General features: G+C 62.1%; 18 protein-coding genes and 1 tRNA gene. 9 read left to right on the top strand and 10 right to left on the bottom strand.

What is annotated here, in order from left to right:
- Positions 1–340: 340 nt before the first annotated feature.
- From AYM40_RS03980 to AYM40_RS03970, 3 genes are all read right to left on the bottom strand, one after another.
- Positions 341–430 (bottom strand) — tRNA-Ser (locus tag AYM40_RS03980).
- Between the two features lie 185 nt (positions 431–615).
- Positions 616–1911: a serine--tRNA ligase gene (serS, locus tag AYM40_RS03975; protein ID WP_063495088.1), complete on the bottom strand. Its 1296-nt coding sequence runs from the start codon at positions 1909–1911 to the stop codon at positions 616–618.
- 145 nt (positions 1912–2056) lie between these two features.
- A complete protein-coding gene (locus AYM40_RS03970) occupies positions 2057–3370 on the bottom strand; it encodes a replication-associated recombination protein A (protein WP_063495087.1) in 1314 nt (437 codons plus the stop codon).
- Between the two features lie 254 nt (positions 3371–3624).
- On the opposite strand from AYM40_RS03970, the gene cytX reads away from it, so the two are divergent.
- Positions 3625–4941 (top strand): putative hydroxymethylpyrimidine transporter CytX, encoded by a 1317-nt coding sequence (gene cytX / locus AYM40_RS03965; protein WP_063495086.1) that lies wholly within the window; start codon positions 3625–3627, stop codon positions 4939–4941.
- A 105-nt stretch (positions 4942–5046) separates the two neighbouring features.
- On the opposite strand, the gene speB is transcribed toward cytX, so the two are convergent.
- On the bottom strand, positions 5047–6036 hold the full coding sequence (gene speB, locus AYM40_RS03960) for an agmatinase (protein WP_063495085.1): 990 nt from the start codon (positions 6034–6036) through the stop codon (positions 5047–5049).
- Between the two features lie 169 nt (positions 6037–6205).
- Here speB and AYM40_RS03955 point away from each other — a divergent pair, with 169 nt between their 5' ends.
- Positions 6206–7126, top strand: a complete 921-nt coding sequence (locus tag AYM40_RS03955; RefSeq protein WP_063495084.1) for a LysR family transcriptional regulator — start codon at positions 6206–6208, stop codon at positions 7124–7126.
- Between the two features lie 179 nt (positions 7127–7305).
- On the opposite strand, the gene lolA is transcribed toward AYM40_RS03955, so the two are convergent.
- Positions 7306–8043 carry an outer membrane lipoprotein chaperone LolA gene (gene lolA, locus AYM40_RS03950; RefSeq protein ID WP_063495083.1) on the bottom strand — a complete coding sequence of 246 codons (738 nt, stop codon included), beginning with the start codon at positions 8041–8043 and terminating at the stop codon, positions 7306–7308.
- Between the two features lie 218 nt (positions 8044–8261).
- On the bottom strand, positions 8262–10577 hold the full coding sequence (locus AYM40_RS03945; protein ID WP_063495082.1) for a DNA translocase FtsK: 2316 nt from the start codon (positions 10575–10577) through the stop codon (positions 8262–8264).
- A 335-nt stretch (positions 10578–10912) separates the two neighbouring features.
- Here AYM40_RS03945 and trxB point away from each other — a divergent pair, with 335 nt between their 5' ends.
- The 4 genes from trxB (at position 10913) to AYM40_RS03925 (ending at position 14798) form a co-directional block, all read left to right on the top strand.
- Complete coding sequence (gene trxB, locus AYM40_RS03940) at positions 10913–11911, top strand: thioredoxin-disulfide reductase (protein WP_063495081.1); 999 nt, start codon at positions 10913–10915, stop codon at positions 11909–11911.
- A gap of 158 nt (positions 11912–12069) precedes the next feature.
- On the top strand, positions 12070–12828 hold the full coding sequence (locus tag AYM40_RS03935; RefSeq protein WP_063497828.1) for a Smr/MutS family protein: 759 nt from the start codon (positions 12070–12072) through the stop codon (positions 12826–12828).
- Between the two features lie 13 nt (positions 12829–12841).
- Positions 12842–13462 (top strand): trimeric intracellular cation channel family protein, encoded by a 621-nt coding sequence (locus AYM40_RS03930; RefSeq protein WP_063497827.1) that lies wholly within the window; start codon positions 12842–12844, stop codon positions 13460–13462.
- A gap of 418 nt (positions 13463–13880) precedes the next feature.
- Positions 13881–14798 (top strand): LysR family transcriptional regulator, encoded by a 918-nt coding sequence (locus AYM40_RS03925; RefSeq protein WP_063495080.1) that lies wholly within the window; start codon positions 13881–13883, stop codon positions 14796–14798.
- A gap of 128 nt (positions 14799–14926) precedes the next feature.
- On the opposite strand, the gene AYM40_RS03920 is transcribed toward AYM40_RS03925, so the two are convergent.
- From AYM40_RS03920 to AYM40_RS03905, 4 genes are all read right to left on the bottom strand, one after another.
- Complete coding sequence (locus AYM40_RS03920; RefSeq protein ID WP_063495079.1) at positions 14927–16042, bottom strand: ABC transporter ATP-binding protein; 1116 nt, start codon at positions 16040–16042, stop codon at positions 14927–14929.
- Between the two features lie 218 nt (positions 16043–16260).
- Positions 16261–17118 (bottom strand): carbohydrate ABC transporter permease, encoded by an 858-nt coding sequence (locus AYM40_RS03915; RefSeq protein ID WP_148662094.1) that lies wholly within the window; start codon positions 17116–17118, stop codon positions 16261–16263.
- On the bottom strand, positions 17108–18049 hold the full coding sequence (locus AYM40_RS03910; protein ID WP_063495077.1) for a carbohydrate ABC transporter permease: 942 nt from the start codon (positions 18047–18049) through the stop codon (positions 17108–17110). The genes AYM40_RS03915 and AYM40_RS03910 overlap by 11 nt, the downstream gene beginning before the upstream one ends.
- A 197-nt stretch (positions 18050–18246) precedes the next feature.
- Entirely contained in the window at positions 18247–19494 is a 1248-nt protein-coding gene (locus AYM40_RS03905) for an ABC transporter substrate-binding protein (RefSeq protein WP_063495076.1), read from the bottom strand.
- Positions 19495–20027: 533 nt separating this feature from the next.
- Between AYM40_RS03905 and zwf the strand changes: the two genes are divergently transcribed.
- The 3 genes from zwf (at position 20028) to AYM40_RS03890 (ending at position 24304) form a co-directional block, all read left to right on the top strand.
- Positions 20028–21491, top strand: coding sequence for a glucose-6-phosphate dehydrogenase (gene zwf, locus AYM40_RS03900; protein ID WP_063495075.1), 1464 nt, complete (start codon positions 20028–20030; stop codon positions 21489–21491).
- Between the two features lie 211 nt (positions 21492–21702).
- Positions 21703–22410, top strand: coding sequence for a 6-phosphogluconolactonase (pgl, locus tag AYM40_RS03895; protein ID WP_063495074.1), 708 nt, complete (start codon positions 21703–21705; stop codon positions 22408–22410).
- Entirely contained in the window at positions 22388–24304 is a 1917-nt protein-coding gene (locus AYM40_RS03890; RefSeq protein WP_063495073.1) for a bifunctional transcriptional regulator/glucokinase, read from the top strand. The genes pgl and AYM40_RS03890 overlap by 23 nt, the downstream gene beginning before the upstream one ends.
- Positions 24305–24651: the final 347 nt, after the last annotated feature.

The following is a 24651-nucleotide window of genomic DNA, read 5'->3' as shown; positions in this document are numbered from 1 at the left end:
TTACAGGCACTCAGGCGACTCGGGAAGTGTCACTTATTTTTCACCATGACTTGACGGATCACGAACTCGAATCGATCTGATGGTCCGGCGACACGCATCGAATTCAGGCAGGCACATTCGCCAAACTGAATCGCTTATCCGGGCCGCTGGCGCGACGTTTAATACGCCAGACTCAAGCCGGCTTTCGCTGGAAACACCCATAATGTGACCCGGATGTCCGGGGACTGCCACTGGAACCCAAGGGAGCCCGATGGCGTGAAGCGACGTTCGCACTTGCGCGTTTGGCGGGTTGTTGGCGGCCAGAAACGAAAACAGGCCCCGAAGGGCCTGTTTCTAAATTTGGCGGAAAGGGTGAGATTCGAACTCACGGTACCCCTAAAGGTACACTGGATTTCGAGTCCAGCGCATTCGACCACTCTGCCACCTTTCCGGGTCTTCCAACTCACTGCAACGAGTGCTGCTTAGTTGCTAAGTGAATCAGATCCAAGCGGGTCGTTGCTTGGGAGAGAAAGATTATAGAACAGCTAAATCCGATTTCCAAGCCCCTCGACCAAAAAATTTCGAAGAGACTTGGCAATCGCAGCGGCCTCAGCCGCTGCATCAGCCCAGCACCAATCAAGCCGCCGGCACTTCCAGCCGCTCCACCCCACCAAGGTACGGACGCAACGCCGCCGGCACCGTCACCGACCCATCCGCGTTCTGGAAATTCTCCAGCACAGCCACGAGCGTACGGCCAACCGCCAGACCCGAACCGTTCAGCGTATGCACCAGCTCCGGCTTGCCCTGCGCATTGCGAAAGCGCGCCTGCATCCGGCGAGCCTGGAACGACTCCGTATTCGAGCAGCTCGATATCTCGCGATACGTATTCTGCGCAGGCACCCACACTTCCAGGTCGTACGTCTTGGCAGCCGAGAAACCCATATCGCCCGTGCACAGCGTGATCACGCGGTACGGCAGTTCAAGCTTCTGCAGGATCGTCTCTGCGTGGCCGACCATCTGCTCCAGCGCATCATACGAAGCTTCCGGCGCAACGATCTGCACCATTTCGACCTTGTCGAACTGATGCTGGCGGATCAGCCCGCGCGTGTCGCGGCCATACGAACCCGCTTCCGAGCGGAAGCACGGCGAATGCGCGGTCAATTTGATCGGCAGCGTATCCGCTTCGACGATGCTGTCGCGCACCGTGTTCGTCAGCGAAATTTCCGACGTCGAAATCAAATACTGCGTGACCGTGTTTTCGTCGCCGCCCTTCTCGACGCGGAACATGTCGTCGGCGAATTTCGGCAGTTGGCCCGTGCCGTACAGAATCTCCGGATTCACGATGTACGGCGTGTACACCTCGGTATAGCCGTGATGCAGCGTATGCGTGTCGATCATGAACTGCGCCAGCGCGCGATGGAGCCGCGCAATCTGGCCGCGCAGCAACGTGAAACGCGCGCCCGACAGTTTCGCGCCGGTCTCGAAATCGAGGCCGAGCGGCATGCCCACGTCGACGTGATCCTTCACCTCGAAATCGAATTGACGCGGCGTGCCCCAGCGGCGCACTTCGACATTCCCGGTTTCGTCCTGACCCATCGGCACGCTTTCGTGCGGCAGGTTCGGCACGCCGAGCAGCAGGTCGGACAGACGCTTCTGGATATCCTCGAGCTTGGCCGCCGACGCCTTCATCTCGTCGCCGATACCGCCCACTTCGGCCATCAGCGCCGAGGTGTCCTCGCCCCGCCCCTTCATCCCGCCGATCTGCTTCGACAGGGTGTTGCGGCGCGCCTGCATCTCTTCGGTACGGGTCTGGGTGTCGCGGCGTTCCGCTTCGAGCGCGGTAAAGGCCGCCACGTCGAGGGTATAGCCGCGGTCGGCGAGGCGCTTGGCGACGCCGTCGAGGTCTTTGCGCAGCAGCTGGATGTCGAGCATGGGATGGGGCGGGTGTTCGTTATATGAAGCTGGGATTTTAGCGCACCGGCGCGGGCGGCCGGTACGTTAGATGGTCAAGGCGTGCGGAATGGCGATTCGGCATCTGAAACAGCCGCAGAAGCAGCAGAAGCACCAGCGAAGACGCTTAACCCTTTTTAGGCTTGTTCTCGCTGCGCCACTGCGCGTCGAGTTCGGCGAGACGCGCCATCTTGTCGCCGATCTTGCCTTCAAGACCGCGCGGCGTCGGCTCGTACCAATGCGGGTCGCGCATGTTGTCCGGCAGATAGGTCTCGCCGGCCGCGTAGGCATCGGGTTCGTCGTGCGCATAGCGGTATTCGTGACCGTAACCGAGTTCCTTCATCAGTTTGGTCGGCGCGTTACGCAAATGTACTGGCACGCCGCGCGACTGGTCCTTGCTGACGAAACGGCGTGCCTCGTTGTACGCGTTGTACCCGGCGTTCGACTTCGGCGCGACCGCCAGATAGATGACCGCCTGCGCCAGCGCCAGTTCGCCCTCGGGCGTGCCGAGGCGCTCATAGGTTTCGGACGCGTCGAGCGCAATGCGCGCCGCGCGCGGGTCGGCGAGGCCGATGTCTTCCCACGCCATGCGCACAATGCGTCGCGCGAGATAACGCGGGTCCGCGCCGCCGTCGAGCATGCGGCAGAACCAGTACAGCGCGCCGTCCGGGTTGCTGCCGCGCACCGATTTATGCAGCGCGCTGATCTGGTCGTAGAATGCGTCGCCGCCTTTGTCGAAGCGGCGCAGATTCTCGGCGAGCGCGCTGCCGAGCAAGGCGCCGTCGATTTCGGTGCTCTTCTGCTGGGCCGCCGCGCGCGCGACGATTTCCAGGTTGTTCAACAGCTTGCGGCCGTCGCCATCAGCGGAACCAATCAGGGCGTCGCGGGCTTCGTCGGTGAACGTGAGGCCGCCGAGTTCTTTCTGCGCGCGGTCGAGCAGTTCGCGCTGCTCTTCGTCGGTGAGGCTTTTCAGCACGTAGACGGCGGCTCGCGAGAGCAACGCGCTGTTCACCTCGAACGACGGATTCTCGGTCGTGGCGCCGACGAACACGAACAGCCCCGACTCGACGTGCGGCAAGAACGCATCCTGTTGGCTCTTGTTGAAGCGATGCACTTCGTCGACGAAAACCAGCGTCTGATGCCCGTTCGCGCGATGAATCTGCGCGGTCTCGACGGCTTCGCGGATATCCTTCACGCCCGAGAGCACCGCGGACAACGCGATGAACTCGGCATGAAACGCGTCGGCCATGAGCCGCGCGAGCGTGGTTTTGCCAACGCCGGGCGGGCCCCAGAGAATCATCGAATGGGCTTCGCCGGATTCGAAGGCGACCCGCAACGGCTTGTTCGGGCCGAGCAGATGCTTCTGGCCGATTACTTCGTCGATATTGCGGGGCCGCAGGCGTTCGGCGAGCGGAACATTGGCACGGGTTTCTTCAAACATGACGTTTTGGGGATAATCTCGGCTTTTCCGGACGCAGTCCGTATGAAGGCGGCGTGCTGCCGGATGGACAAAGCCGGCACGCGGAGGTGCGGGCGACGACCTGCATTATGACAGCGACGGCGCTCGAGCGATGAGCGCGCCGGTCAGCCCGTAATCTCGCCGACAGCCTGACAGGCTAACATCGCGCGCGGCCTGGCCGGCAACACCGGCGTCGCACGCGAACATACAAGCAATACCAAGAGGAACACGATTAGATGGCACAAGACCCACTCGCCGGCGACGCCGGCTCCACCTACGCACCGCTCACGCCGGTGCCCGACGCGCGCCGCGCGTTCCGCACCGGCGACGCTTTCGCGCTCTGGTTCTCGCTCGGCATCGGCCTCCTGGTCGCGCAGGCGGGCGCACTGCTGGTGCCGGGGCTGTCGCTGCCGCATGCGTTGCTGGCGATTGTGATCGGCAGCGTGATCGGCGTGGTGCTGCTCGCGCTGGTCGGCATCATCGGCACGGACACCGGCCTTGCCGCGATGTCCTCTCTGCGCCCGACGCTCGGTGTGCGCGGCGCCTCGGTGCCGGCGGTGCTGAACGCGGTGCAACTGGTCGGCTGGGGCTCGTTCGAGGTGATCGTGATGCGCGATTCCGCCGATGCGCTCGCCAAGCAGGCCTTCGGTTTCTCGATGCCGCTGATCTGGACCGTGATTTTCGGTTTGCTCGCGACGCTGCTGGCCATCAGCGGCCCGCTGTCGTTCGTGCGCCGGTTTCTGCGCACGTGGGGCATCTGGCTGCTGCTGGCGGGCGCCGCGTGGCTTTCGTGGAATCTGCTGGCCAAGCATGACCTAGCCGCGCTGATGCGCCGTCCTGGCACCGGCGAGATGTCGTTCGGCGGCGCAATCGATCTGGTGGTCGCGATGCCGCTCTCGTGGCTGCCGCTGATCGCCGACTACACGCGTTTCGGCCGACGCCCCGGCGAAACCTTCCGCGGCACGCTGCTCGGCTATGGCATTGCGAACATCTGGTTTTACGCACTCGGCGCGATCTACGGTCTCGCGGCAGGCGGTGGCGATGCGCTGCTGACCGGCGCGCTGGCTCAAGCGGGCGGCGGCCTCGCCCTGCTGCTGATCCTGATCGACGAAGTGGACAACGCGTTCGCCGATATCCACTCGGCTGCGGTCTCGACCGGCACGTTCTGGACGCGCGGCAGTGTGCCGTTGTTGTCGGCGGCATTCGGCGCGTTGTGCACGGCGATCGCATTGCTTGTGCCGATGGCGAAGTATCAGAACTTCCTGCTGCTGATCGGCTCGGTGTTCGCGCCGCTGTTCGGCGTGGTGCTGGTAGATCACTTCATCGTGCGCAAGCGTCGCATTGAAGCCGCTGTGCTCGGCGATGTGCGCGGCCGTTACGGCTTCTCGGGCGGCTGGCATCTGAGCGCGTTCGCGTCGTGGGCAATCGGGATCGTGTCGTATCAGGCGATCAATCAATGGCTGCCGAATCTGGGCGCCACGTTGCCCGCGTTGGCGGTTGGCGCGGTGTGCTATCTGGCGCTGGTGTCGGTCCGGAAGACGGCTTACGCGTAAGCTGAGCAAGCATCATCGCAATACAGAAAACGCCTGCAAATGCAGGCGTTTTCTCTTGATGCGTCATCAACCTTAATCAGGTTACTGCGCAACCCTACGCGCAGTTCACCGCTTCGAGGCGCGATACTCGACGCCCGGCAACACGCACAGCAACTCGAACGCGAGATTCGCGCCGAGCAGCGCGGTCGTGCCGAACGGATCGTACGGCGGCGCCACTTCAACCAGATCGCAGCCGACGATGTTCAGCCCATGCGAGCCGCGAATGATTTCCAGCGCCTGTGGCACCGTCAAACCGGCGATTTCCGGCGTGCCTGTACCCGGCGCGAAGGCCGGATCGATACCGTCGATATCGAATGTGATGTACACCGGAGCGTCGCCCATGCGTTCCCGCACGCGTGCCATCAACGGCACCAGCGACTGATTCCAGCACGCCTCGGCCTGCACGACTTCAAAGCCCTGATCGCGGCACCAGTCGAAATCTTCCGCCGCGTAACCCGTGCCGCGCAAACCGATCTGCACGACACGATCGCAGTCGAGCAAGCCCTCTTCCACCGCGCGGCGAAACGGCGTGCCGTGTGCGATCTTCTCGCCCATCATCGTGTCGTTGACATCGGCGTGCGCATCCACGTGAATCAGGCCGACCTTGCCGTGCTTGCGATGAAGCGCGCGCAGAATCGGCAGCGCGATCGTATGGTCGCCGCCGAGCGTGATCGGCTTGCAGTTGTGCTGGAGAATTTCGTCGTACGCGGTTTCGATGCGCTTGATCGAATCGTGCAGGTTGTACGGATTGATCGCGACGTCGCCGAGATCGGCCACGCGCAGCGAATCGAACGGCGCGGCGCGCGTCGCCATGTTGTACGGGCGCAGCAGCACCGATTCGCTGCGGATCTGGCGCGGCCCGAAGCGCGCGCCGGTGCGGTTCGAGGTGCCGAGATCGAACGGCACGCCGACGAAACAGGCATCGAACCCTTCGGCCGAGCCGACGTTCGGCAGCCGCATCATCGTCGCAATGCCGCCGCAGCGGGGCATGGCGTTGCCGGACAGCGGTTGCGGCCGTTCACCGGCTTCGGGGGAAATGAAGGAGGAAGTATTCATCGTGTCTCGGCAATGAAAAGGGGGCAGTAAGCAAATTAGTGCAACCGGCCGAGGAATCAATAAAAAAGCGCACCTTGCCGGGCGAATCTCGATTCTTGAGCAGTTTCCCGCAAGTTAAAATACGAACAGAATAAACTTCACATTGATTTGTAGCGATGTATCCTGACGCATGTTCTCTCAACTCACCGATCTCGACCTGCGGCTGATCCGCGTCTTCCTCGCTATTGTCGATGCCGGCGGCGTCTCGCCAGCCCAGGCCACGCTAAACGTCGGCCAGTCGACCATCAGCACGCAACTCGCCACACTGGAAACGCGCCTCGGCTACCGGCTGTGTGAACGCGGCCGCGGCGGCTTCAGCCTGAGCGCGCGCGGCGAGCAATTCATCGACGCGGCTCGTGCCCTGCTGTCCGCCGTCGATACCTTCGGCATGCAGGCGCGCAATGTCGGCCGCAAGCTGGTCGGCACGCTCGATATCGGCATGATCGGCCATACGCCGGTGTCGGCGAGCGCGCGTATCAGCAACGCGATCGGCCGGTTTCGGGCGCGCGATCAGTCGGTGCGATTTTCGATTCTGGTGCGCTCGCCGGGCGAACTCGAAGAACTGCTCCTGAACGGCCGGATTCAGATCGGCATCGGCTATTTCTGGCATCGCGTGCCGTCGCTCGAATATACCGAGGTGTTCGCCGAAGATCAGTTCGCGTATTGCGCAAAGGGGCATCCACTGTTCGCTTCAGCCGGAGAGGTGTCACCCGCCGAAGCTGCGGCTCACGAATGGGCGTGGCGCAGTTATCCGTTGCCCGAAGCCGAAAGTTCGACCACGCCGCAGAACGTCACCGCCGTCGCGGACAACATGGAGGCGGTCGCGATTCTGGTGCTGTCGGGGCATCATCTCGGCTATTTACCGGGGCATTTCGCGGCGCCGTTCGTCAAGCAGGGCTTGTTGGCCGCGTTGAATCCGGCACAGATGCGTTACCGCGTGGCGTTTCATATGGTCACGCGGGCGCGGCAGCATCGCACCGATATCGTCGAAGCATTTATCGACGATATGAAGGCTGCGCATCCGGTGCAGGTGCTGGAAGTGGATGAGTAGCGGTTCGGCACACCCGGTGCGCGCGCTGAAAACGGACGGGTACCAGGCCTGCAGAGCCGGGTTAGGTCCCGGAAAAGAACGCGCAGCGCGATCGGCAGCCCATCGGCCTCGGTCAGCAATTGAAAAACCGCGCTCGATGGCGCGGCCTTTCTGCAAATCAAACTGTTACTGCAACCCGATTATCCGTTGATCACATCCGCGCCCTTCGGCACCGTGAACTTGAACGCATCGGCCGGCAGCGGCGGGTTCTTCTGGATGTTCGAGAACGTCAGCAGCGTCACGTTGCCGAACACATCGTGCAGTTCCATCGCTTCAAGATTGCCGTCCTTGAAGCCGATGCCGACACGCTGAAACTGCGTGTCTTTCGCTTTGGGCGTCAACTCGAGCCAATCGATGCCGGCCTTCACGCCCGCATCGCGCAGCGTGAAGTTCTTGTCCAGATCGTTGCTGCCGAACAGGATCGCCGCCGGGCTCGCACCAAGTGCGCCGCCGAGGCTGCGCACCGTCACCTGGTTCAAATCCTTGTCGTACACGTAAAGCTTGTCGCCGTCGGCTTGCAGCAGTTGCGCATAGGGCTTCTCGTATTGCCAGATGAACTTGCCGGGACGCGCGAAGGTGAACGTGCCGCTCGACGTGCCAGTCTTGCCGGCCGCGGACAGCACGCCGCTCGCGCCGCTTGCACCTTGCGCCTTGCTCGGCGCGCGCACTTCCTGCTGCACAAAGGTACCGCGCGCGGAATGCACTTGCGCGACGAACGCCTTCAGTTGCTCGGTGCCGCTCGCGAATGCCTGCGACGCGACGAGCATCGACGCGCCGATCGCCACACTGCCGACGCCACGTACGATCGTGCGAGCGAGTTGGCCAAAACGGCTGAGGTGAGCACTCTGTCGAGCGTGCTGCTGCGCGAATAGCTGCATGGTGTTTTCTCCCTTGATTGAATTCGTTGAGCGGTCGTGGCGGCCTGCGAACGAGGCAGCGGCCGGGTGACCGTGGCGGCTAGCTTGCACCGCGCAGCCGAGGGACGAACCCTCAGCCTCGGAGCGCAGCTTAAGCAAGAAGCCTTAAGCGGGACTTATGCGCTGGGCTTATGCACAGCGCATTGCGACCGGTTCGGCGGAATAGCGGCATGGATCGCCTATTCCGTTTCCCGCGCCGGCGCAAGAATTTCGCGATTGCCGTTCGACGACATCGCCGACACCACACCCGAGTTCTCCATCTGCTCGAGCAGGCGCGCCGCACGGTTATAGCCGATGCGCAAATGCCGCTGCACCAGCGAGATCGACGCGCGGCGGTTCTTCAGCACCACATCGACGGCCTGGTCGTATAACGGGTCCGACTCGCCGTCGCCCGAACCGCTTCCCCCTGCGCCCGCGGAGCCTTCGTCGCCCTCGCCCGTCACGCCGCCTTCGAGAATGCCCTCGATATAGTTCGGCTCGCCCTGCTCCTTGAGCTTGTCGACGACGCGATGCACTTCCTCGTCCGACACGAACGCGCCGTGCACACGCACCGGCAAGCCGCTACCCGGCGGCAGGTACAGCATGTCGCCCATGCCGAGCAGCGATTCCGCGCCCTGCTGGTCGAGAATCGTGCGAGAGTCGATCTTCGACGACACCTGGAATGCCATTCGCGTCGGCACGTTGGCCTTGATCAGACCGGTAATCACGTCGACCGACGGACGCTGCGTCGCCAGAATCAGATGGATGCCCGCCGCGCGCGCTTTCTGCGCAATCCGCGCGATCAGCTCTTCGACCTTCTTGCCGACCACCATCATCAGGTCCGCCAATTCGTCGATCACGACGACGATGTTCGGCAGACGCGTGAGCGGTTCCGGATCGTCCGGCGTCAGGCTGAACGGATTCGGCAGCTTCTCTTCGCGCTTTGCGGCTTCGTCGATCTTGTTGTTGTAACCGGCAAGGTTACGCACGCCAAGCTTGCTCATCAGCTTGTAGCGGCGCTCCATTTCGGCGACCGCCCAGTTCAGCGCGTGACCCGCCTGACGCATGTCCGTCACCACCGGACACAGCAAATGCGGAATACCTTCGTAGACGCTCATTTCGAGCATCTTCGGATCGATCAGGATCATGCGGACCTGGTCGGCGCTCGCCTTGTAGAGCAACGACAGGATCATCGCGTTGATACCCACCGACTTGCCCGAGCCGGTTGTACCAGCCACCAGCAAGTGCGGCATTTTCGCGAGGTCGGCGCACACCGGCTTGCCGCCGATGTCCTTGCCGAGGCCCATGGTGAGCGGCGAAGCCGCGTCCGCATAAACCGCCGAGCCGAGAATCTCCGAGAGACTCACGGTCTGACGGCGCTGGTTGGGCAACTCCAGCGCCATGAAATTCTTGCCCGGAATCGTTTCGACCACGCGGATCGACACCAGCGACAGCGAACGCGCCAGATCCTTCGCCAGACCGACGATCTGGCTGCCCTTCACGCCGGTGGCCGGCTCGATTTCGTAGCGCGTGACGACCGGACCCGGATACGCGGCGACCACGCTCACTTCGACACCGAAGTCCTTGAGCTTTTTCTCGATCAGACGCGAGGTGAATTCGAGCGTATCGGCGGAAATGGTCTCCTGCGCGGCCGGCGCCGCGTCGAGCAGCGAGATCGGCGGCAAGGTGGAATCGCCCGGCAGGTCCGTGAACAGCGGCACTTGCCGCTCTTTCTCGACGCGCTCCGATTTGGCGGGCGTGACGACCGGCGGGACGATCATGACCGGCTCGTGCTCCTCGATCCGCACACGGCCCTTTTCGACCTTGCCTTCGCGCTTCACGGCGGCGGCTTCGCCCAATTTACGGTCGCGGCCGGCCTCGCGGCGCAGCTTGGCGAAGGTGACCGCGGAAATAATCGATTCGCCGACCTTTTCCGACACCGACAGCCACGAAAAACGGAAATACAGCGACAAACCAATGCCGAGCACGATAAGTAGGGCCAGCGTGCCGCCCGTGAAGCCGAGCGCATGCGATATGCCGCGCGCGACCGCTTCGCCGATCACACCGCCCGGCGCACGCGGCAATTGCACTTTCAGCGACCACATGCGCAGCGCTTCGATGCCGTCGCAAGCGAGCAACACCAGCATGAAGGCGAACGCGTCCGCGAGCCAGCCAGCATCGCGCGGTACGTCTTCCTGCAGTTCCTCGTGACGGGTGATACGGCGGTAATTGGCGGAGATATGGCGACCGAGCAGCACGATCCACCAGTAGGCGGACAGCCCGAACAGCAGCAGCAGGATGTCGGACGTCCACGCACCGACGCGGCCCGCCCAGTTGGCGATGTGGTCGACCTGCGCGGCATGCGTCCAGCTCGGATCGTGCCGGCTGTAGCTGACGAGCGCCATGAGCAGGAATACGCCGAGCGCGACCTGCAAGATCCAGCGGATTTCGGTGAAAAGGCGCGACATGCGGTGCGGCAATGCCTGCGCGCTCGCGGAATAGGGAGCTTTTGCCATTGATCCTGTTGCTTGTGTGGCCGATTTGGCGCCAAAGTCGCGGCCCGAAGCGGCGCTTAAGGCGGCTCCAGACCCGGTCCCGGCTACCGGGTCCAGCGATGCGGCCTATTGTAAACGCAGTGCCTCGCGCGAGGCTGTAAATGACGGTAACTTAGCCGATTGGCCTCACGAAAGGCCGCCGGGACCCGTGGCAATGCTATCGCCGCGATCAGAAAGCTTCATGAAGCAGGCCGGCGTGCCGCCCTTTATAATGCCGCTCTGATACCCATCTACAGTTTCAGCTCAAGTCGCGCGGCCTCGCATGGGCGAGCCGGGCGCCGTAAAAGGATTCGATCATGCCCGCAACTTCCACGAAACACGCCAAAGTTCTGATTCTCGGTTCCGGTCCCGCCGGCTACACGGCAGCGGTCTACGCGGCACGCGCCAACCTGTCTCCGGTGCTCGTCACGGGTCTCGCCCAGGGCGGCCAGCTGATGACCACGACCGACGTCGAAAACTGGCCTGCCGACGCCCACGGCGTGCAAGGCCCGGAACTGATGACGCGTTTTCTGGAGCACGCCGAGCGCTTCAACACGGAAATCATTTTCGACCATATCCATACGGCCAAGCTGGATGAGAAGCCGATTCGCCTGATCGGCGATTCGGGCGAATATACCTGCGACTCGCTGATCATCTCGACCGGCGCATCGGCACAGTATCTCGGCCTGCCGTCCGAAGAATTGTTCATGGGCAAGGGCGTGTCGGCTTGCGCCACCTGCGACGGTTTCTTCTACAAGCAACAACATGTGGCCGTGATCGGCGGCGGCAATACCGCGGTCGAAGAAGCTCTTTATCTTTCCGGCATCGCCAAGAAGGTGACGGTGATCCATCGCCGCGACAAGTTCCGTGCCGAACCGATCCTGATCGACCGTCTGCTGGCGAAGGAAAAGGAAGGCGTGGTCGAGATCAAGTGGAACAGCACGCTCGACGAAGTGACCGGCGACCAGTCCGGCGTGACCGGCCTGCGTATCAAGAACACGAAAAACGGCGACACCACGGATATCGCGCTGCAAGGCATCTTCGTCGCGATCGGCCACAAGCCGAACACGGACATTTTCGCAGGTCAGCTGGAGATGAAGAACGGCTACATCATCACCAAGGGCGGCCTGAACGGTTTCGCAACGGCCACCAGCGTGCCGGGCGTGTTCGCGGCGGGCGACGTGCAGGATCATGTCTATCGTCAGGCGATCACCAGTGCAGGCACGGGCTGTATGGCCGCGCTCGACGCGCAGCGTTATCTGGAAACCATCGAAGAGATTGGCGAGCACGTCATGAGCGCCGAAGCCGACCGTTGATCATCGCGTGAATCTGCGAGGGTAAGCGCGACGGTAAAATGGCGGCTGGGCAAGGCTCGGCCGCTAGCTTTGGAGAAAGCCGCGGCTGCAAAGCCAGCGGCTTTTTTTGCGTCGTGCTTGCGTCGCGCGATCGTTCCACTTTTCTGTGTATTACCGATATGCCGAAGAATCAGCCCCACCCTAGCGAACCGAAGCGCGCCCGTGCCATTGCCAGGCCCGCGCCCGAGGTGGCTGCACCCATCGCCAAACCGAAGATCGAACCGGCCGCCGGTCTAGCCGGCCTCGGCGCGTTGCGCGATGCGTTAAAGGGCGACACGCAACGGCGTGAACGCGAGCGCGCGGCCGCAGCGGCGGCGCAGCGCGAAGCCTCGGCGGACGCCGATCTGTTTCGTCGCGAGATCGGCGCGGTTGCGCCGCTGGCGGTCCCGCCGCGCGCCAGCTTGCCGCGCAATCCCCCGTCGCCGCTGCCGGTGCAAACCAGACTCGACGAAGAAGCGGTGCTGCACGAAGCGATCTCCGACGAGTTCGATCCCGAGATCCTGCTCGAAACCGACGAAACGCTGTCCTATTGCCGGCCCGGTGTCAGTCAGGAGGTCGTGCGAAAACTGCGGCGTGGCGATTGGATCGTGCAGGCGCAAATCGATCTGCACGGCATGCGTCGCGAGGAAGCACGCGAGGCGTTGGCCGAGTTCATTCGCGAATCGGTGAAACGTGGCCTGCGGTGTTTGCGTGTGATTCACGGCAAAGGCCTCGGGTCGATCGGTAAAGAACCGGTATTGAAGGGCAAAGTGCGCGCGTGGCTCGTGCAGAAGTCCGAGGTGATTGCGTTCTGTCAGGCACGTCCGCATGACGGCGGCGCGGGTGCGGTGGTCGTGCTGTTGCAGCCGGGCGCATTGCCGGCTTCCCCCAGGTCCTGACGGAGTCCCGGTGATCCATCCGAGGCTGACGTTGGCGCTGACCATCATGGAGGCGCTGGCGCTTTTCGCGTACGCGATTTCCGGGTTTATCGAAGCCCGAACCCGACGGCTCGATGCGGTGGGGACCTTCCTCGTGGCAATCGCGACGGCCTTCGGCGGCGGTACGTTGCGCGACGTGCTGCTCGAACGGCGGCCCTTCTACTGGGTCGAACATCAGGCGTATCTGATCGCGATCTTCGTGATGTCCCTGTTTGCGCCGACACTATTGAAGATGACGTCGCGCCTGCTCTCCGAGCGGGTCTTGCTGGCGGCCGATGCCGTGGGACTCGGCTTGTTCAGCATTGCCGGCACGTCGATCGCGCACGACGCGCAGATGCCGTGGTTCACGTCGGTGATGATGGGGGTGTTGACAGGCGTATTCGGCGGCGTGATCCGCGACGTGCTGTGCAACGAGGTGCCGCTGATTTTGCGCGATTCGCGGCCGTATGCGACATGCGCTTTCGTGGGGTGTTGGCTGTACGTGCTGCTGGACTATATGAACGTCGATACGGTGTACGGCGTGTTGATCGCCACCGCCTTCATCCTGCTCGCAAGACTGGTGACGTTCCGGTTCAACGTCCGCCTGCCTCACTAAGCCTGCCTCACCAAACTTGCCTCATCAAGAGCGCGCTGCAATTGGTCAGCTTACAAATTTTTCAAATATTACGCGACCTTTCTTGAAAATTTGGGACGTTTGGTCGTACCACATCACGGTGCATCGGCTCTTTGTCGCGTCAGATCTTCGCCAAAAGCGGGTGAACATCCGTCTTCCGCTAGCATTTTCGCGGCTGTCGCGCTGCTGTCGATTTGCTCCGCTGTGGTTCGTCGTGAGGTAAACGGCTCCTTTGGCCGTCATCGCGCCCCAGCACTCCTTGCAACCGCGACAGGTGACCACGATGACCCTGAAGCTCTATGCCCTCCCTCGCGTGGCCGCCCTTATTGCGACAACACTATTTCCAAGCGATACACTTCACTTCGAGAGCCACTTCCGCCCATCACTCATAAGGCAAAACATGGACCGCTTCGAAGCGATGGAGATATTTACGCGTGTGGTCGAAGCGAACAGCTTCACCAAAGTATCCGAATCGCTCGACCTACCACGCGCCAAAGTCAGCCGCACCATTCAGGCTCTCGAAGAGCACGTCGGTGTGCGGCTGCTGAACCGTTCGACGCGGCAGGTCAGCGTCACCGAAGACGGCGCGCTCTTCTATGAGCGTTGCGTACGCATCCTCGCGGAAGTCACCGACGCCGAATCGTCGCTGTCGAACAAGCGCGAAAATCCAAGCGGCACGATTCGCGTCGATACGTCCGGCACGCTCGCCCGTGCGCTGCTGCTGCCCGCGCTCGACGACTTTTACCTGCAATACCCCGAGATCGACGTGCGGCTCGGGCTGGCGGATCGCAATATCGATCTGATTCAGGACGGGGTGGATTGCGTGATCCGCATGGGCACGCCGGAAGAGTCGAGTCTCGTGGCGCGGCGCATCGGCCAGGCGAAGATCGTGACCTGCGCGTCGCCCGCCTATCTGGAGAAATACGGCACGCCAACCACGCTCGACGAGCTGAGCGAGCATCGCGCGGTCAACTACATTTCCGCGCGCAGCGGCAAGACCTTTCCGTTCGAATACGAAGTGGACGGCGAGATCGTCAAGGTTGCGTTGAAGAGCGTGCTCGCGGTGAACGACGGCAGCGTCTACATCGGCGCGGGCGCGCTCGGCCACGGCATTATCCAGCCGTCGCGCTTCATGGTTGCGGATCTGATCGCGCAAGGCGCGCTCACGGAAATCCTCACGGCCTACACGAGCCCTGGCACGCCACTGTCGATTTTGTACGCGCATCGCCGCAATCTGAGTTCACGGCTTCGCGCCTTCACCGAGTGGGTCACCGAGCTGGCGCGAAGCAATCCGGATCTGCGCATTACGGACGTTTGAGAGCCTGGTGCAGAGGCGCCATGGTCCGAGCCCGATGCAAACAGCACCTGGCAAAAAAAGAAAAGCCCCATGCGTCTCACAACGCATGGGGCTTTCTTCAATGCGAATCGCTCAGCGAATCACCCGCCTCAGGCAATCCGCTCTTCATTGGACGGATCGAACAACACCGCCTTCGACGCATCGAACAACAATGTCGTAGTCGACAAGGGCTGCGGATTCGAAGCCGGGTGCACGCGGCTCACAATGCGCTTGCCGTTCACCTGCGCGAACACCAGCGTGTCAGGACCGGTCGGCTCGATCACGTCGACATTCACGTCGATCGACTGCAGGTTCGCGTGGTCGCCATGCGCACCGCGTGCGTCGGTGATCCGCTCAGGGCGCAGGCCGAGAATCACTTCGCGCCCAATGTGCGACTTCACCTTGGCCGAGTCGAACGGCAGGTTCAACACATTGCGCGCCGTGCCCGTATCCAGCTCGATGCCGACGCCCGAACCCTGCTCCACCAGCTTGCCCTGGATGAAGTTCATCGGCGGCGCGCCGATGAACCCGGCCACGAACAGATTGGCCGGCGAATCGTAGATCTCTTGCGGCGCGCCGAACTGCTGGACGATGCCATCTTTCATCACCGCGATGCGGTCGCCGAGCGTCATCGCTTCGATCTGATCGTGCGTCACATAGACGATCGTCGTGCCGAGGCGTTGATGCAGCAGCTTGATTTCCGAACGCATCTCGATACGCAGTTTCGCGTCGAGGTTCGATAGCGGTTCGTCGAACAGGAACATCACCGGATCGCGCGCGAGGGCACGACCCATGGCCACGCGCTGACGCTGACCGCCGGAGAGCTGGCCCGGCTTGCGGTCCAGCAAGTGCGTGATCTGCAGCGTGTTCGACACGCGGTCGACGATCTGCGCCTGCTCCTGCTTCGGCACCTTGCGGATGTTCAGGCCGAACGAGATGTTCTCGCGCACCGTCATCGACGGATACAGCGCGTACGACTGGAACACCATCGCGATATCGCGATCCTTCGGCGAGAGGTTGTTCACCGTCTTGCCGTCGATCTGGATCTCGCCCTTGGTCACGGTTTCGAGGCCGGCGATCATATTGAGCAGCGTCGATTTCCCGCAGCCCGAGCCGCCCACGAGAATCAGGAACTGGCCGTCTTCGATGTCGATGTTGACACCCTTCAGAACCGGCACCCCGTTCGGGTAAGTCTTGTACACGTCACGGATGGAAAGGCTTGCCATGCTGTGAATCCTCTTGTCTCTGGTACTGCTTGAAAGCGCTCCCAAACCTGGCACTTCGCGCCAGGCCCCCCGAGGGGGGCTGAGAAAACTTGGGGCGGCCCGGCGTTTTCTCAGGAACGTCTTGTCGGATGACGGCGGCGCGTTTCTTGCACTTATCTTGCACTCAGTGCGTGTTGTGCAGGACGCGCCGCCGCGATGCGTATGGGCTAGCCCCGGGGCTAACCCTTGACGGCCCCCGCCGTCAGACCGCGCACGAAATAGCGGCCGGCGACGATGTAGACGAGCAGCGTCGGCAACGCGGCGATAATCGCGCCGGCCATGTCCACGTTATATTCCTTCACGCCGGTCGAAGTGTTCACGAGGTTGTTCAGCGCCACCGTGATCGGCATCGAATCGACACCGGAGAACACAATCCCGAACAGGAAGTCATTCCAGATCTGCGTAAATTGCCAGATCAGGCACACCATGAAAATCGGCAGCGACACCGGCATCAAAATCTTCGTGAAGATCGTGAAGAACCCGGCACCGTCGATCCGCGCGGCCTTCACGAGTTCAGCCGGAATGCTCACGTAGAAGTTGCGGAAGAACATCGTGGTGAAGGCGATACCGTAGATCACGTGCACCACCACCAGACCGGTTATCGAATTCGACAGGCCGAGCAAGCCTTCGAAACGCGCCATCGGCAGCAGGATCGCCTGGAACGGGATGAAGCAGCCGACCAGGATCATCGTGAAGATCGGATCCGCGCCGCGGAAGCGCCAATGCGTGAGCACATAGCCGTTGAACGCGCCGATGATCGACGAGATCAGCACGGCCGGAATCACCATGCGCACGGAGTTCATGAAGAACGGCTGCATGCCGTCGCAGCGCACACCCGTACACGCACCGCTCCATGCCTTGATCCAGGGATCGATGGTCCAGTGAGTAGGCGGCGTGAGCAGGTTGCCGGAGCGCAGCTGGTCGATGTCCTTGAACGACGTGGACAGCATCACGTAGAGCGGAAACAGGAAATACAGGGCAAACAGAATCAAGGCCGCATAAATGACGGCACGGCTGATCGTCATCTTAGGCTGCATTGCGGGTGCTCCTCGATTCCAGATACATCAGCGGCACGAGCACGGCCACAACGGTGGCGAGCATCATCATCGACGATGCCGCGCCGACGCCCAGCTGCCCGCGGTTGAACGAAAACGTGTACATGAAAATAGCCGGCAGCGATGAAGACGTACCCGGACCGCCCGCGGTCAACGCGACAACCAGGTCGAAGGTCTTGATCGTGATGTGGCAGAGAATCAGCAGCACCGAGAAGAACACCGGGCGCATGCTCGGAATCACGATCTTGCGATAGATGGTGGGCAAGCCGGCGCCGTCCATCTGCGCGGCCTTGAAGATTTCACCGTCGACCCCGCGCAAACCCGCGAGGAACAGCGCCATCACGAAGCCGGTGGATTGCCACACCGCCGCGATCACGACGCAGAAAATCGCCTTGTCGGGGTCGCCGAGCCAGCTGAACGAGAAGCTCGTCCAGCCCCAGTCGTGAAACACTTTCTCGAGGCCGACGCTCGGCGTCATGATCCATTGCCACGCCGTACCCGTCACGATGAACGAGAGCGCCATCGGGTACAGGAATACGGCGCGCAGCGCGCCTTCGTTGCGGATCTGCTGATCGAGCAGGATCGCGAGGAACAGGCCGAGGCCGATACAGATACCGATAAACGGAATGCCGAACCAGCCCAGGTTGGCAGCCGAGGTCCAGAACACATCGTTATCGAACAGTTCGCGATAACGATCGAGACCGACAAATTCATAACGAGGCATCAGTCGCGAATTCGACAGCGACAGAAAGCCGGTAATAGCGATGAAGCCATACACGAAGATCAGACTGATCACGACGCTGGGTGCGAGCACCAGCTTCGGAATCCAGCGGTCGGCAAGGGCCGCCATCGGCGACGTGCGGCGGGTCACGGAAGCCGTGGTTTTCCCGTTTCCGCTGATAGAAGCAGTCACTACTCGACTCCTGCTGAAACTGTACCGCCGAGGCGCTCACGCATGGAAAACGCGAGACCGGAACGGTATAGGTGTGACTCGATGAAACCAAGGGTGAAGTCTCTCGCCCTAAGTAACGCAACGGCTGCAAGCTATCTGAAGCGCGCGCCCGGCACCCACGAGGGCAACAGCCAGGCGCACCACTTCGCTTACGTCGCTTACTTGGTCTTCGCTGCCTTCGCGAGCGCGGCAACCGCGGTCTTCGAATCTTGCTGCGAGTTCATGAACTTCGTGACCACGTCGGAGATCGCGCCGGCTGCTGCATCCGGTTGCGCCATGCCGTGTGCCAGCGAAGGCACATACCCGCCCGACTTGATCGCCACCTGTTCATCCGCGTACGACTTCTTCGCGCAGTCGTCGAACTTGATCATCGACACACCCAGACGAACCGGGATCGAGCCCTTGTTCAGGCTGAACTGCTCCTGGAAGTCCGGCGACATGATCGTCTTGGCCAGTGCCAGTTGACCCGGCGTCGCAGCCTTCTGGCCCTTCTGCTGGAAGAACACGAACGAGTCGACGTTGAACGTGTAAGCTTTTTCCGTGCCCGGAACCGCAGCACAGATGTAGTCCGAGCCCGACTTCTTGCCGGCGTTGGCGAATTCACCCTTGGCCCAGTCGCCCATGAACTGCATGCCGGCCTTGCCGTTGATGACCATGGCCGTGGCCAGGTTCCAGTCACGGCCCGTGCGGCCCGCGTCGAAGTAACCCTGGATCTTGCGGACCGTGTCGAACACGCCGACCATCTTGTCCGACGTCAGCGTCTTTTCGTCGAGGTCGACCAGGGCCTTCTTATAGAAGTCGGCGCCTTGCGACAGCACGACGTCTTCCCACAGCGTCAGGTCTTGCCACGGCTGACCACCCATCGCGATCGGCTGGATGCCCGCAGCCTTCATCTTGTCGGCCACCGCGAAGAACTCAGGCCACGTGGTCGGCACCTTGCCGCCCGCCTTGTCCAACGCTGCCTTGTTGATATACAGCCAGTTCACGCGGTGCACCGAGAACGGTGCAGCAACGTAGTGACCGTCCGCATGCATGATCTTGTCGATTTCCGGCGGCAGATTCTTCTTCCAGTCGCCAGCGGCTGCATCGATCGGCACCAGCACGCCTTGCGAAGCCCAGTCCTGGATCAGCGGACCCTTGATCTGCGCAGCGCTCGGCGCGTTGCCCGAGATCACCTGCGTCTTGAGTGCCGTCATGGCAGCCGCACCTGCACCGCCAGCAACCGCGAAGTCCTTCCACGTGTAACCCTGCTTCGTCATGTCGTCCTTGAGGACGCCGACGGCTTTCGATTCGCCGCCCGAAGTCCACCAGTGCAGCACTTCGATCGACTCGGCAGCTTGCACAGCCGAAACGCCACACATCAGACCTGCGGCGCACAAAGCGCCCATGATCGCGCGAAATTTCATTGTTTATCTCCTCCAGACACCTGAACAAAAAACAAATGGCCCCTGATGTCGCCAGGGTGCTGTGGTTGGTTCAAACAGGCAAAACACTGGGCGATCGAGCACGGTCGGGCGCATGCTTAAGGCATGGGCCGGCGGACCGATATCCGGCCGCTGGAAGCTCAAGAGATGAGTGGTTCGGGATGCAACTGACTGTCTCCTCTTTTGATTTTTGCCTGCCCGCGTAGCGCGCGGCAGACTCGAGGTGCCTCACACGTTAACCCTGACGCCAGGTCCGCCTTCCGGCCGTTCCGTCAAGGCCGCCGGGGCGCATGCTGGCACGTGCCCGCACGCAATGTCCGTTAACATGCAGGGGACGCCCGCCGATTCGGGAAAAGGCGCATCCAGCTTCACAGCGCACGCTTTTTTCATCGAATTAACGCTACCTCTTGATTTGTATTGTAGTTAAACTACAATTCAGTGTCAAAAAATATTTTATCGGACTACGGTCGCCCTTTCCGGTCACCCCGGCGGCCCCAGGATATCGACGGAGACTCATGCAAACCGACTCAAGCTTCACCTTCGTTCTCTTCGGCGGAACCGGCGATCTGTCGATGCGCAAAATCTTGCCGGCACTGTATGAAGCGCACCGTGCAGGCGGCATGCTGGCCGACAGTGGCAAGATCGTCGCCGTGGCGCGGCATGTGGCTGATCGTGCCGACTACCTCGAATGGGTCAACGAGCACGTCAAGCCGCACGTGTCGAAGAACGGTGTGGATGAAACAGCATGGGCGAGCTTTCTCGACCGTATCGAGTTCGTGAAGATCGATCTGGGCAAGGCCGAAGACTTCGCGCTGCTGCGCGACGCCTTGAGCGGCCGCCCCGGCATTCGGGTGTTCTATCTGGCCACGGGTCCGTCGCTGTTCGTGCCGATCTGCCGCGCGCTGGCGTCGGTGGGGCTCAACGAAAATTCGCGCATCGTGCTGGAAAAGCCGCTCGGCTACGACCTCAAGTCGTCCAACGCAATTAATGATGCAGTCGGCGAAATCTTCGCTGAAGAACAGATCTACCGGATCGACCACTACCTCGGTAAAGAACCGGTGCAGAACCTGCTTGCGCTGCGTTTCGGCAATGTGCTGTTCGAACCGTTGTGGCGCCGTGAATGGGTGGAAAGCATTCAGATCACGATTGCCGAAGAGCTCGGCGTGGAAGCGCGCGGCGACTTCTACGACAACACCGGCGCATTGCGCGACATGGTGCAGAACCATTTGCTGCAACTGCTTTCCATCGTGGCGATGGAACCGCCTCACTCGATGGATTCCGACTCGGTACGTGACGAAAAGCTGCGCGTGCTGCGCGCGTTGAAGCCGATCGATCCGCGCGATATCGGCAAGGTCGCGGTGCGCGGCCAGTATCATTCGGGCGTGATCCGCGGCAGCGCGGTCCCGGCGTACGCTACCGAGCCCGGCGTGAAGCCGGACAGCACGACTGAAACCTTCGTTGCGGTGAAGGTGGAAATCGAAAACTGGCGCTGGGCCGGCGTGCCATTCTTCCTGCGCACGGGCAAACGTCTTGCCGACCGCGTCGCTGAGATCGTGGTGAATTTTCGTGCGGTGCCGCATTCGGCATTGGGCGCGTCCGCGTTGCGCGGCGGTGCGAACCGTCTCGTGATCCGTTTGCAGCCGAATGAAACCATTCGCCTCTACTGTCTCGCGAAGCAGCCCGGCGAAGGCATGAACCTCGCCAGCGTCCATCTCGACCTCGCGTTCGACCGGTTCTTCCGCGAAGGGCAGATGGAGGCGTATCAGCGCCTGTTGCTCGATGTCATCAATGGCCGCCTCGCGCTGTTTGTGCGGCGCGACGAGCAGGAAGCGGCATGGCGCTGGGTCGAACCGATCCTCGACGAATGGGCGGCGTCGCACAAGCCGCCCAAGCCGTATGCGGCAGGCACGTGGGGACCGGCCGCGGCGAGCGCGATGTTGGCGCAGCACGACACCTGCTGGCTCGAAGAAGAGAATTGAATAGTTGAATCAACTGAATCACGGCGCCGCGCCGTGCCCCGATCGCGATCCCGATTGAAGCACAGCGCAGCGCCTGCTAGACCCACCGACGAACTGAACGGAATGGCGCCGGTATCACGAAGGCGCCTGCGAGTCATCCCGCTTGCAGGCATCGCGTGAGAGCAGTACAGCACGTTCCGCAGATCGAACAAGAAAGCAGCACGGAGGAGAAGTGATCAAGCTTCACGCTTTCGACGATCAACGCGCCCAATCCGACGCGTTGGCGAAAGCGGTTGGCGACGCGTTACATGCGTCGCTCGCCGCACAAGCGGCCACGCCCAATACTGGCGCGCGCCCGGCAACGCTCGCAGTGTCCGGAGGCAGCAGTCCGCGTCCGTTCCTGCAGACGCTGTCCACGCAATCCTTCGACTGGGCGCGCATTGCCGTGACGCTGGTCGACGACCGCTGGGTGCCGGAAACGGACAGCGCAAGCAATTCGCAGCTCGTCCATGACACGCTGTTGCAGAACGCCGCGAAGCACGCTGCTTTCTGGCCGCTGGTCGACACGGCGCAAGACCTGAACGCGCACGTTGCCGCGCTGAACGCCGACCCGCGCTTTAGCTCGGTGCCGGACGTCGCGATTCTCGGCATGGGCGAAGACGGCCACACCGCGTCGATTTTCGCAGATGCGCCCGAATGGGACTATGCGATCACCACCGCCGAGCGCTTCGTCGCCGTGCACCCCGGCAACGCGCCGCATGCGCGCGTGAGCTGGTCGCTGTCCGCCCTGAAAGAAGTGAAGCACTTGTTTTTGCTGATCGCAGGACCGCGAAAGCGGGACGTGCTGAATGCCGCCGCCGCTTCGCTACAAAAAAATGCCATCTCGCAGTTGGCAAATGACAAGGGAGTGACACTCGATGTCTACTGGTGTGCAAACTAAGGCTGTTCCGGGCGCGGGCCAGCACGCCGACGGACCAAGGCTGCTCGCCGACATCGGCGGCACCAATGCGCGCTTCGCGCTGGAAACCAGCCCCGGCGAGATCGGCTCGGTGCAGGTCTATCCGTGCGCGGACTATCCAGGCGTTGCCGAGGTCATCAAAAAGTATCTGAAGGACACCAAGATCGGCCGCGTGAATCACGCGGCGATTGCGATTGCGAACCCGGTCGATGGCGATCAGGTCAGCATGACCAACCACGACTGGAGCTTTTCGATCGAAGCCACGCGCCGCGCGCTCGGCTTCGACACGCTGCTGGTGGTGAACGACTTTACCGCGCTGGCGATGGCCCTGCCGGGCCTGACCGATGCGCAGCGCGTGCAGGTAGGCGGCGGCGCGCGCCGTCCGAACAGCGTGATCGGCTTGCTCGGCCCGGGCACCGGCATGGGCGTGTCCGGCCTGATTCCGGCCGACGACCGCTGGATCGCGCTCGGCAGCGAAGGCGGCCACGCCACCTTCGCGCCGGCCGACGAGCGCGAAGACATCGTGCTGCAGTACGCGCGCAAGAAGTGGTCGCACGTCTCGTTCGAGCGTGTGGCGGCGGGCCCCGGCATCGAAGTGATCTACCGCGCGCTGGCGGGCCGCGACAAGAAGCGCGTGGCCGCCAATGTCGACACGGTCGAGGTCGTCAAACGCGCGCTGGAAGGCGAGCCACTCGCGGCCGAATCCGTCGATGTGTTCTGCGGGATTCTCGGCACCTTCGCGGGCAATATCGCGGTGACGCTCGGCGCATTGGGCGGCATCTACATTGGCGGCGGCGTCGTGCCGCGGCTCGGCGAATTCTTCGCGCGTTCGTCGTTCCGTAAACGGTTCGAAGCGAAGGGCCGCTTCGAGGCGTATTTGCAGAACGTGCCGACCTATGTAATCACCGCTGAATACCCGGCGTTTCTGGGTGTTTCGGCGATTCTCGCGGAGCAGTTGTCGAACCGCACGGGCGGCAGTTCGTCGGCCGTGTTCGAGCGGATTCGCCAGATGCGCGACGCGTTGACGCCAGCCGAGCGCCGCGTGGCCGACCTCGCGTTGAATCATCCGCGTTCGATCATCAACGATCCGATCGTGGATATTGCGCGCAAGGCCGACGTGAGCCAGCCGACGGTGATCCGCTTTTGCCGCTCGCTCGGCTGCCAGGGGCTGTCGGATTTCAAGCTGAAGCTGGCGACGGGGTTGACCGGCACGATTCCGGTGAGTCATAGCCAGGTGCATCTGGGCGATACCGCGACAGACTTCGGCGCGAAGGTGCTCGACAATACGATTTCCGCGATTCTTCAATTGCGAGAGCATTTGAATTTCGACCAGGTCGAGCGGGCCATCGATCTGTTGAACGGTGCACGGCGGATCGAGTTTTATGGGCTCGGCAATTCGAACATTGTCGCGCAAGATGCGCATTACAAGTTCTTCCGGTTTGGCATTCCGACGATTGCCTATGGCGATCTGTATATGCAGGCGGCGTCTGCTGCCTTGCTCGGCAAGGGTGATGTGATCGTTGCCGTGTCCAAGTCTGGGCGTGCGCCCGAACTACTGCGTGTGCTGGATGTCGCCATGCAGGCGGGGGCCAAGGTGATTGCCATTACGTCCAGCAATACGCCGCTGGCCAAGCGGGCCACGGTCGCTTTGGAGACCGATCACATTGAGATTCGCGAGTCGCAGCTGTCGATGATTTCGCGGATCTTGCATCTTGTCATGATCGATATTCTTGCCGTTGGCGTAGCGATCCGGCGCGCCGTGCCTAGCGCGGATGTGGCTGAGACCGTCGCTAAGGCGCGACAAGGCGCGGATGACGATGCTACCGCTGTGCTCGATTGGCTGAGTCATGGGGCGGCTTCTTCGGCTCGAGATTAACGGTTTTTTTGTGCCTTCGCGGCGGGTTTGTCTGGTTGCCTGCAGTGTTGGGCAAACAGCGACAATAGACCCCATCGCCGAAGGCCCAACATGCGTTGCGTCACCAGCTCCGCAAGAGCGACCCGAGCGAAGACCTCGCCACACGCCTGCCAAAACCAATATTCGACCGCATCATGGCGTCGCGCTACAAACCGGCGACGCTGATGCTCTGGCTAGGTGAATGGGTGCAGCGCCACGCGCAAGCAGGCGCGATCTGCTCGGAGAGCCGGCGCTGGAATTGCCCAAGCCGGAAGATGAAGGTTACATGCTCGATTGATAGCGTCGCGGCGCAAGCGCAGCCGCATGAT

Origin of the sequence: Paraburkholderia phytofirmans OLGA172, from assembly GCF_001634365.1 — a bacterium.
Taxonomy (GTDB): domain Bacteria; phylum Pseudomonadota; class Gammaproteobacteria; order Burkholderiales; family Burkholderiaceae; genus Paraburkholderia.
The sequence above is the reverse complement of the archived record's forward strand: the minus strand, read 5'-3'. Positions and strand labels throughout refer to the sequence as shown.